Genomic DNA, 10,151 nt, shown 5'->3' with positions numbered 1-10,151 from the left:
TTTGTCCACCGGTGAATTTAACTAATGGAACTTCAAACTTCTCAGCGACCTCGGCAATTTTCTTAAGGTCAGCTGGTGATGTTACACCGCCGTAAATACGCGGTACGACCGAATATGTGCCATCCTTCTGAATGTTCGCATGGTAGCGTTCATTTGTGAATCGTGATTCCTTCTCATCAACATATTCTTCGGGATATAACATGCCTAGGTAATAGTTTAGTGCTGGACGGCACTTCGTGCAGCCTTCCGGATTATGCCATTCAAGCACATTCATAACTTCCTTGGTACTCATCAGACGCATCCGAGTTATTTCTGAAACAATTTCGTCACGGCTCAGCGTTGTACAGCCACATATACCCTCTTTTACCGGTTCGCCAATTGCATCGCCACCGTATAGGCTAAGGAGTCCTTCAACTAAAGGCTTACAACCGCCGCAAGAAGCGGAAGCTTTCGTACAGGCTTTAATGGCGCCTATGGTATTGCAGCCTTTTGTTGTAATTGCTTCGGCTATCGTCCCTTTTGCAACACCGTTACAGCCACAGATGATTTCATCATCTGCCATGGCTTCAAGCCTGTTATTACCCGAGGACTGACCTAGCAGGTCAGACGATATACCGAGCAACAGCTCCTTCTCGCGTCCTGCGACAGATTCTCTCTTCTTAATAGAAGCAAACAATTCCGCGCCATCCGATATGTCACCGAAGAGTACTGTTCCGATCAGCATTCCGTCTTGAATGATAATTTTCTTATACGTACCTGCCAAATCGTCTTGAATTTTTAGCGCGCGTGTACCAGGAGCATCACTGAAACGTCCTGCTGAGAACACATCAACGCCTGATACCTTGAGCTTGGTGGATGTGACTGATCCCGAATAGCCTGTCGTTTCGATGTTTGCCAAATGCTTGGCTATTACAGCCCCTTGCTCGTAAAGCGGAGCTACCAAGCCATAGGTAATGCCGCGATGCTCTGCGCATTCCCCAACAGCGTAAATACCAGGAATATTGGTTTGCATAAAATCATTGACTATGATGCCGCGATTAACATCAATCCCGCTGGCTCTAGCCAGCTCGATGTTTGGCCTGATGCCTACTGCCATAACCACCAAATCTCCATCAACCTCTGTGCCATCGGTAAAGGTTAGCCCGGAAGCACGTCGTTTACCCTTAATTGAAGCAGTATTTTTCTGCAAAAGAAACTTCATGCCTTGTGCTTCTAGCTCACGTTGCAGCATTTTAGATGCTGCTTCATCCAATTGTCGTTCCATTAAGTAGGGATGAATATGAACGACGTTTACTTCCATTCCTAAATGAAGAAGTCCTCGAGCGGCTTCAAGCCCAAGCAATCCGCCGCCGATCACGACTGCTTTCCTATAATTTTTGGATGCATCGATCATCATTTCACAATCATTAATGTCGCGGAATGCGATAACACCTTCCTTGTCAGCACCAGGTAGCGGTAGCATAAACGGATTGGAGCCAGTTGCGATAATGAGCTCATCGTAATCCACTTCTATGCCTAAATGAGAGGTAATCTTTTTGCGCTCTGAATCAATGTTTGTAACCTTGTGCCCCGTATGCAGCGTAATGTTATTTTCTTTGTACCATTCCCAGCCATTAATAATGATTTCCTTCATATCTGCTCCTCCTGCTAGGACCGAGGATAACATGATGCGGTTGTAGTTGGGATGAGGCTCGGAACCGAAAATCGTAATGTCGTAATTCTCTGGGGAAAGCTTGAGAAGATGCTCAATTGTTCTAACCCCCGCCATGCCGTTGCCGATAAGTACTAATTTTTTTTTGGAAGAAACCATAGTCTTCCTCTCCTCTCAGTCGCTGTATGAGTGAAAATAACAAAAGCCTGCCTCACATTCATGGAAGAACATGCGTCTCCCTAGAATACGAAAGCAGGCTTCTTTGCCGCTTCAGACGAATACACCATTGTATTCGAGAATGTTTGGTTACTGATAGCGTAAATATACAATGACACAGCATTATATGTCAATATATATAACATACACTTCTTAAATTTCTGGTTATCGACAAAAAAGAGGTTTTCGTGTTATATATAGTAACAATGATATTGATTTGTGTTGATACCTTTAAGTCGAATAGGAGGGAGCGCTTCTATATGCGTTCTTTGTTAGTAGTAGAACGTCCACTAGCAGCGGGAGTAGAAGCAGTTTCTCGAAAGGAACAAATTCCCAAAGATCAGACGCCGAAATATAGGCTTACAGACTACGGTTACCATGTCATAAGCACAAATGACGCAAAAAAGGCAATTCAACAATTAAGCAGCGCAGAAGCAATTATTTTGCACTTGCCATTAAATGAGACCAAAGCTTGGAGTGAGGTTCTTCTAAAGCAGAGGGCATTACCCTTACTCTGGTGGTGCAGCACCCCAATAGCTTCTTTATCTACAGCCTTCTGCGAAGATGATGTATCGATTGATGGTCTCCTGACAGCTACGATGAGCGAGCAAGAGCTGCACTGGGCGCTTCATTTCGCTTCTAAACAATGCTTCGAGAGACAGCAATGGCAGAACGAACGTAAACAGCTGGAGAGTAGGCTCGAAGAACGTAAATGGATTGATATGGCAAAGGGGATTTTATGCAAAATCAAAAACATTTCCGAGGCGGAAGCGTACGACGTACTGCGCAAGCAAGCGATGAATGAACGGAAGCGAATGGTCGATGTGGCAACGTCTATTGTTAAGGTTTATCAAATACTACAGGATTCAAAATAAGGGGGGCATGCGATGATTGCAAATCTATTAAAGGAAGTTGCCAGAGGAAAACGGGGTGCCAGAGATCTCAATTATGAGGAAGCGCTCGAAGCCGCAAATTCCATTTTGGAGTTGAAAGCAACCCCGGCGCAAATCGGAGCCTTTTTTATAGCTGAACGAATGAAGATGGAAAGCGTCGAGGAGCTAGAGGCATTCGTGACAGTCTGTCGCAAGCATGCATACCGAAGCCCATTACAACAAGGACTAGATTGTGCAGGGCCTTATGACGGGCGGAAGAAATCGTTCTTTACTACGTTTGCAACAGCATTTCTGCTTGCGGCGGCTGGGCTTCCAGTCACTCTACATGGAACAGCGCCGTTACCTCCGAAATGGGGGATTACGCTGCATGAAATAATCCTTGAATTAGGGATAAATACAGAGTGTATTCCACGTGAGCAGATTTTAAAAGCAGCAAAGGATACGGGTGTTCTTTATGTACCTGCTGAGCAATGGTGCCCACCACTAAAGCAATTGCGTTCGATTCGATTAGAGCTTGGCATGCGAACTGTGCTCAATACTGCTGAGAAGCTAATCGATTATACCCATTCGCCTTATTTGGTATTCGGCGTTTATCATAATACAGTGTTAGCAAGAATGACCCAATTGGCCACGAATTTACGATATAGAAAAGCACTCATCGTTCAAGGAGTGGAAGGATCTGAAGATCTGTTCATCGAACGTCCGACTCGTACATTTACCGTAGAAGATGGTGAATCTCGGCTTCAAATTATCGATCCCGGCACGTATGGCTTAGAGACTCCTATCCCTGATACAGATTGGACTCCAGCCGAGCAAATTCATATGACGGAAGCCGTCCTGCAAGGGGAAGGACATATTGCCTTCGTCAATCAGGTGCTTTTAAATGGAGCGGTACGACTGCAGTTCGTAGGCAAGGTAGACTCTATTGAGGAAGGTATTTATACATGTCAACATTTGCTTGACTCATGCGCTCCATGGGAGCTTTATCGCAAATGGCAAGGCGCGATGCTCGGTGGCGCTATTAACATTTTATGAGGATCAGGCAGATTTAGAGAACGCGCCGAGTGCGTAACGATCACCGGATTAAGGCGATGGCGAAGCTGCTTCAAACCCCGATACGGCTGCACATAAAAAGCTCTAGAACGACAAAAAAATACCCTTGGATTAAGCAAACAGCTTAGTTTAAGGGTATTTGGTTTATTTAATTGATTAATTGTATATTAAACGTTAACTTGAGAAGCATCAACGTCTAGACGGGCTTTGCCGCCTTTAGCCATCCATTTATGTTTCCATTTCATTTGCATGACCGTTAACAAAATAAGGGATGCCAGCGTCACAGAGCTGAGGATCAAGAAGCCGGAAGTGTATGAGCCGGTAGATTGATAAAGCTTTCCGAGAATTAGAGGGAGCGCATACCCGCCTAATCCGCCAGCAGCCCCAATAATGCCTGTCATGAGGCCTAGTTCACTGCCGAAGCGCCGCGGTACAAGCTGGAATACAGAGCCATTTCCTGCACCGAGACACATCATTCCGATGAAAAGCAAGGTAATGACGACAGGCAGTGGGGGCATGGCTGCTACTGCTGCAAGCATTAAGCCTGCGCCGCTGTAAAGAATCGTCAACATGCGCGCTCCTCCGATCCGGTCTGAAAGATATCCGCCAACAGGTCTAAAGAAGCTTCCTGCAATGACACAAAAGGTTGTGAAGTCAGCGGCTCTGACTGGGGATAACCCATATTGTGTATTGAAGAAGATGGTCAAATAGTTGGAGAGTCCGACGAATCCGCCAAAGGTTACGCAATAGAAAGCGCAGAACACCCATGCATCGCCTTGTTTTAAAACCTGCGCATATTGTGAAAGCTTTTTAGGCGCAGGACGGTTCGGACTATTTTTGGCAAAGATCGTGAAGATAATAAAGACGATAATGATCGGGATGATAGCAAGTCCAAAAACCATTTCCCAGCTGCCGTAATGTTGCGCCAAGCGGTTAGCAAACAAAGTAGAAATTACAGTACCGCTATTTCCTGCCCCGGCGATACCCATTGCAAGTCCTTGATGCTCCTTGGAGTACCACTGGCTGGCAAGCGGTAAGGCTGCAGCAAATGAGGCGCCAGCAACACCGAGCAGTAGAGCTACGATATAGAGCTGATCCAAGGAATGTACGAATTGCCAGCCCATTATTAATGGAATAAGAGTAAAGAGCATTCCRAACTGAGCCGTTCGTTTGGGCCCGATATAATCGGTCATGAAACCTAACACTAATCTTAAAATTGAACCTCCTAATATAGGAAGAGCTACGAGGTTTGCTTTTTGAACAGGATCCATCGGATAATCGGCCGCAATAATAACGCTGAGAGGACCAATAAGCACCCAAATCATAAAACTCATGTCAAAATACAAAAAAGCACTGAATAAGGTAGGTTTGTGCCCGCTATGCCAAAATCCTTTTCTCTCCATTCCAATCTCTCCCTTTTCTATTGTAATCAACTAAAAAAGCCGCAATCCGTCCTTATTAAGGAACGGATTGCGGCTTCATTGCCATAGGGGGCACGTCATTGTGCGACCACTTTTATGCATTGGATCACAAACTTTGTAACCCCAACTCGAATTATAGGGCGGTGTAATATTTATGTCAATATATATTACATAAAATATTTTTCGGAAAAATTGATTAAGATTGTGTTATATATATTGACATGTAAATTAACATGAACTAATCTATACATTATAGAACGAGTACAGCACAATGGCGTGCTAACTCTTGCGGCAATGATGCCTTTTCCCAGATGCGGGAAAGGGCTTTTTCTGATCATTTTTGTACCAATCATTCGCTGGAGGGATAACATGTCGGTCCTAAATCCAATTCAACCGCTTACGGCATCCGTATCAAACGCTTTAATGAAATTGACAAGGGAAATGAAGGAGCCGATTTGTGAGACGGTATCGTTAGATGATTGTCTATCCAGAGTACTTGCTCATGATTTTGAAAGCCCATTCTCCTTGCCACCTTTTCGCCGAGCCGCAATGGATGGATACGCCATTTACGCCGCATCATCGGGAGGTGCAAGCAAGGAAATGCCTGTGTTATTACAGGTTAAAGGAGAAATTCGGTCAGGCCAATCAGAGCGTATGTACGATATGGAGCCAAAAATGATGACTGCGGTTCGTATTTTCACTGGTGCTCCCGTGCCTGCTGGCTATGATACGATTGTAGTGCAGGAAGCAGCACGCGAACGTATGGACCTACGGGGATTATCCATTCAAATTGATCGTGCTTACGTAAAAGGACAACACATTGCCGAAAAGGGCGAGGATATCCGAAATGGTATGAAGGTGCTATACCGCGGAACGGCTATCAAATCGAAAGAAATCGCCATTTTAGCTTCTTTTGGGCAAACGGAAGTACAGGTATATAAAAAACCTCTCGTCACAATTATTCCGGTTGGCGATGAATTGCTCATGCCAGGCGAGAGCTTGCAATCCGGCAAAATTTTTGACGCGAACAGCTTCATGGTAAGCGCTCGGCTTAGGGATCTTGGAGCCTCAGTCATTCGTCATAGGTCCGTACCCGATTGCCTGAAAACGATTGAAAACGCGCTTAAGGCGGCGCTAGAGCAATCAGAATTGATCGTAACCACAGGAGGTGTATCGGTTGGTGATTACGACTTCGTAAAGCTGGCGGCGGAAAGCATCGGCGGCGTACCTTTGTTTACTAAAGTTGTCATGCGACCGGGAACGCCTACCTCTGCCTATCATTTTGGATCTAAGCTTCTCATTTGCTTATCCGRGAATCCATCTGCTTGCTTTGCAGGTGTCGAGCTGCTGCTTCGTCCTGCGATATTGAAGGCTATCGGAAGAAATGATTTTCGGACCGAGTGGATGGAAGGGCGTTTAATCGATTCCATAGCTAAACCGTCCCCTTATCCAAGATACGCGAGAGCATTTGTCTATCGCTCGGAGAAGGAATGGATGGTAGAGCCGCTGCGTCATGATAAGTCCGGTAATGTTGCTGCCTTCGCTAGAGCCAATGCTATCGTACAAATACCAGCCGGGGGGGCTGGCGCGTCAGCTGGGCAAGAGGTTCGTTTTGTTTCTTTAACAATCTAGGAAATTGCACGAGTGGATGTGAGCATAGGTGAGTAGAGAGAAACTAGTCGTTATAGGAAATGGAATGGCAGGTATTAAATGTGTGGATGAAATCATCAAGCTTGCGCCAGATAAATTCCAAATTACGGTATTTGGCAATGAGCATCATCCGAACTATAACCGTATTTTATTATCAAAGGTGCTTCAAGGAGACTCTTCCATTGAAAGCATAGTAATTAATGATTGGTCTTGGTATGTGGAACGGGAAATAAGTCTTTTTAAAGGCGAGACTGTCGCTCATATTCATTCAGATTCACAATATGTAACGACCATATCCGGCATTCGTGCCGATTATGATCATCTCATTATAGCAACCGGCTCTTCTGCCTTTATTCCGCCCATTGCAGGAGTTCATAAATCTGGCGTCATCTCGTTCCGTAACATTGACGATTGCAAGATGATGATCGAATACTCAAAAAAATATAAGAAAGCCGCAGTGATCGGCGGCGGCTTGCTAGGGCTTGAAGCTGCACGAGGCTTGTTAAATCTCGGCATGGAAACAGATGTCATTCACAATGCGCCTTATTTAATGAATCGTCAGCTCGATCGTATGTCATCCGACATGCTTCGCAAAGAATTGGAAGAGCAAGGGATGCGATTCTGGCTCAGCAAGGAAACGGAAAGCATTACCGGATTAAATCGCGCTAAAGGAATACGCTTCACGAACGGCGATTCATTAGAAGCAGATTTAATCGTCATTTCCGTAGGAATCCGTCCAAACGTCGAGCTGGCCAAAAAGAGCGGTATCGATACTAAAAGAGCAATCATCGTGGACGATTACATGCGAACGAGCAAACCCAATATATATGCCGTTGGTGAATGCGCGGAGCATCGTGGCGTCGCTTATGGTTTAGTTGCACCGCTTTATGAGCAAGGGAAGGTGCTGGCCAAAAGTATTTGCGGACATAGTTCAGAGCCCTACTTAGGTTCCGTTCCATACGCACAGCTCAAGGTTTCAGGGGTCGAGGTTTTTTCAGTCGGCGAAATTCGTCCGGAAGAAGCAGAGACCGCTATCCAGCAGTTTGATGGTATTCACGGAACTTACAAAAAAGTGACGATGAAGGAAGGTACGGTGCGCGGAGCTATATTGTATGGCGATACAGCGGAAGGAACCGCCTTGCTTGGCTTAGTGAATAGAAGAGCAGCTGTTGTGGAGCTTATTGCTCCTCCGAGCGCCGGAGGCGGCAGTGCAAAAGATGAACTAGCTGCTCAAATGCAAGAGCGTGAGATGGTATGTGCCTGTAATGCAGTAGACAAATCCGCTATCATGTGCGCCGTAATTGAAGACGGTCTACTAACGCTGGAGCAGGTTCGTGATCATACGAAAGCCTCAAGCTCCTGCGGAGGCTGCCGTCCCATCGTCGCAGCGATCGTCCAATATGCGCTTCAACATGGCAAAGATGCTTTGAAAGCATCGGCTCCGCCAATTTGCAGATGCACCGATGCCAGTCACGAGACGCTGAAACATCATATTGCTGCCAATCCGATGTCTTCTGTTCATGAAATGAAAACATCATTAGGCTGGAAGATCTTATCCGGCTGCACCGTTTGCTCTTCTGCCCTGCACTATTATTTAGTTATTTATCATCCACAGGCTGCTAATCTAGATAGAAATATCGCAGCTGAATACAGTTTTAGCATAAACTCTGCCCCTGCAAATCTAGATTTAATACGCGGTATCCATGCTGAGTTTGATTTGGTTTCCCTTGGGAGCGAGCTAGAAAGCTGCTGCGCAAGCTTGCCTTTCCCGGCACCAGTGAAAGCGGCTATTTCACCCAGCATTCAAAATCCGGCCGGAGTACTTGTTCATGATATTGGAATCACCGGAGCGCCTTCGGGGTGGGAAATCTATGTTGGCGGGCATTCAGAACACCCCGTTAAGCAAGGGCAGCTTATCGCAGTAGCAGAGACAAACTCACTCGCATTAGCGCTGTCTTTAGCTTGCCTCCAGCTATACAGGGAATATGCCGAATTTGGCGAGCCGGTTTGGAAATGGCTGGAAAGAGCAGGAATCATAGAGATTAGAGAAAGGCTGCTCGATAGCAGCTGCCGAATGGAGCTTGCTGGTAGAGCAAAGACTGCTGCCGCAGTGCAACAAAGGATGAAAGGACTTGGTGAGGGTATATGCAGCAATCGTTAATTCATAAGAGCAAGGATTCAGGCTTCGTCATGGATACGCAATGTCCGTTTTGCAGCGTGCAATGCAAGATGCGCATAACGAAAGAACCGACTGTCCTAGAATCAAGCAGGCCTTCCTATGTGATTGAAGGAATTGCTAACGCTGCTTCGGAAGGACGACTATGCGTGAAAGGCATGAATGCACATCAGCATGCAATTAGTCCAGAGCGTCTGCTTCAGCCATTAGTAAGGAAAGATGGCCAATTTGTCGCTTCGTCATGGGAGGAAGCAATAAACGCAATTTGCAGTAAATTCCAAATCAGCAGCAAGGATCATGGCCCTGATTCACTTGGTGTATACGGAGGTGGATCTCTGACTAACGAGAGCGCCTACTTGCTCGGGAAGTTCGCCAGAATTGCGCTGGGAACAAAGTATATCGATTATAACGGTAGGTTTTGCATGTCAGCTGCAGCGTCTGCTGGCAACAAAACCTTCGGCATCGATCGAGGGCTGACCTGCCGATTATCCGATATTCCGCTTGCTCGGTGCATTATTTTGGCAGGAACGAATATAGCTGAATGTCAGCCCACGTTGATGCCTTATTTCATAAAAGCAAAAGAAAACGGAGCCATCATCATCGTCATTGATCCGAGAGTTACGGCAACGGCTGCGATTGCCGACATCCATTTGCAGCTTAAGCCCGGTACGGACGCTACACTTGCTAATGGACTGCTGAAAGTGTTGCTTGATGAGAAGCTGATGGATGAAAAATTTATTACTAAAAGAACCAATGGATTTGCAGAATTAAAGGATCATCTCTCCAGCATTCAGCTGGATGAGGTGGCAAATATAACGGGCTTAAAAGAAACTGCCATCCAAAAAGCGGCTATTGCGTATGGACGCGCGGAATCCGGTATTATTTTCACTGCGAGAGGCGTAGAGCAGCAGACTGATGGCCATATGGCGGTACGAAACTTCTTGAACCTCGTAATCGCAACGGGAAAAGTMGGCAAACCCGGCTGCGGCTACGGCGCCGTGACCGGACAAGGCAACGGGCAGGGGGGAAGAGAGCATGGTCAAAAAAGCGATCACTTGCCAGTGTATAGGAATATAGAGGATGAACAGGAC

At 46.1% G+C, this 10,151-nt stretch carries 7 protein-coding genes; 5 read left to right on the top strand and 2 right to left on the bottom strand.

Annotated elements, in window-relative coordinates; genetic code table 11:
- Positions 1-1,810: nitrite reductase large subunit NirB (gene nirB / locus AC1DSE_RS22615; protein WP_477528224.1), on the bottom strand; the 1,810-nt coding region annotated here is incomplete at its 3' end.
- A 317-nt stretch (positions 1,811-2,127) separates the two neighbouring features.
- Here nirB (AC1DSE_RS22615) and AC1DSE_RS22610 point away from each other — a divergent pair.
- Together AC1DSE_RS22610 and AC1DSE_RS22605 are read left to right on the top strand one after the other, a co-directional pair.
- Entirely contained in the window at positions 2,128-2,742 is a 615-nt protein-coding gene (locus AC1DSE_RS22610) for an ANTAR domain-containing response regulator (protein ID WP_441886677.1), read from the top strand.
- A gap of 12 nt (positions 2,743-2,754) precedes the next feature.
- On the top strand, positions 2,755-3,795 hold the full coding sequence (locus AC1DSE_RS22605) for an anthranilate phosphoribosyltransferase (RefSeq protein ID WP_441886674.1): 1,041 nt from the start codon (positions 2,755-2,757) through the stop codon (positions 3,793-3,795).
- Positions 3,796-3,980: 185 nt separating this feature from the next.
- On the opposite strand, the gene AC1DSE_RS22600 is transcribed toward AC1DSE_RS22605, so the two are convergent.
- A complete protein-coding gene (locus tag AC1DSE_RS22600) occupies positions 3,981-5,216 on the bottom strand; it encodes a nitrate/nitrite transporter (RefSeq protein ID WP_477528223.1) in 1,236 nt (411 codons plus the stop codon).
- A 387-nt stretch (positions 5,217-5,603) separates the two neighbouring features.
- On the opposite strand from AC1DSE_RS22600, the gene AC1DSE_RS22595 reads away from it, so the two are divergent.
- From AC1DSE_RS22595 to AC1DSE_RS22585, 3 genes are all read left to right on the top strand, one after another.
- Positions 5,604-6,866 carry a molybdopterin molybdotransferase MoeA gene (locus AC1DSE_RS22595; protein WP_477528222.1) on the top strand — a complete coding sequence of 421 codons (1,263 nt, stop codon included), beginning with the start codon at positions 5,604-5,606 and terminating at the stop codon, positions 6,864-6,866.
- 28 nt (positions 6,867-6,894) lie between these two features.
- Positions 6,895-9,045: a nitrite reductase large subunit NirB gene (gene nirB, locus AC1DSE_RS22590; RefSeq protein WP_441886665.1), complete on the top strand. Its 2,151-nt coding sequence runs from the start codon at positions 6,895-6,897 to the stop codon at positions 9,043-9,045.
- The coding region (locus AC1DSE_RS22585; RefSeq protein WP_477528221.1) for a molybdopterin oxidoreductase family protein at positions 9,030-10,151 on the top strand (1,122 nt) is incomplete at its 3' end. The genes nirB (AC1DSE_RS22590) and AC1DSE_RS22585, both read left to right, overlap by 16 nt.

This window comes from Paenibacillus sp. 01L418 (genome assembly GCF_056400045.1).
Note: the sequence above shows the minus strand (reverse complement) of the source record. Positions and strands in the feature narration are given on the sequence as shown.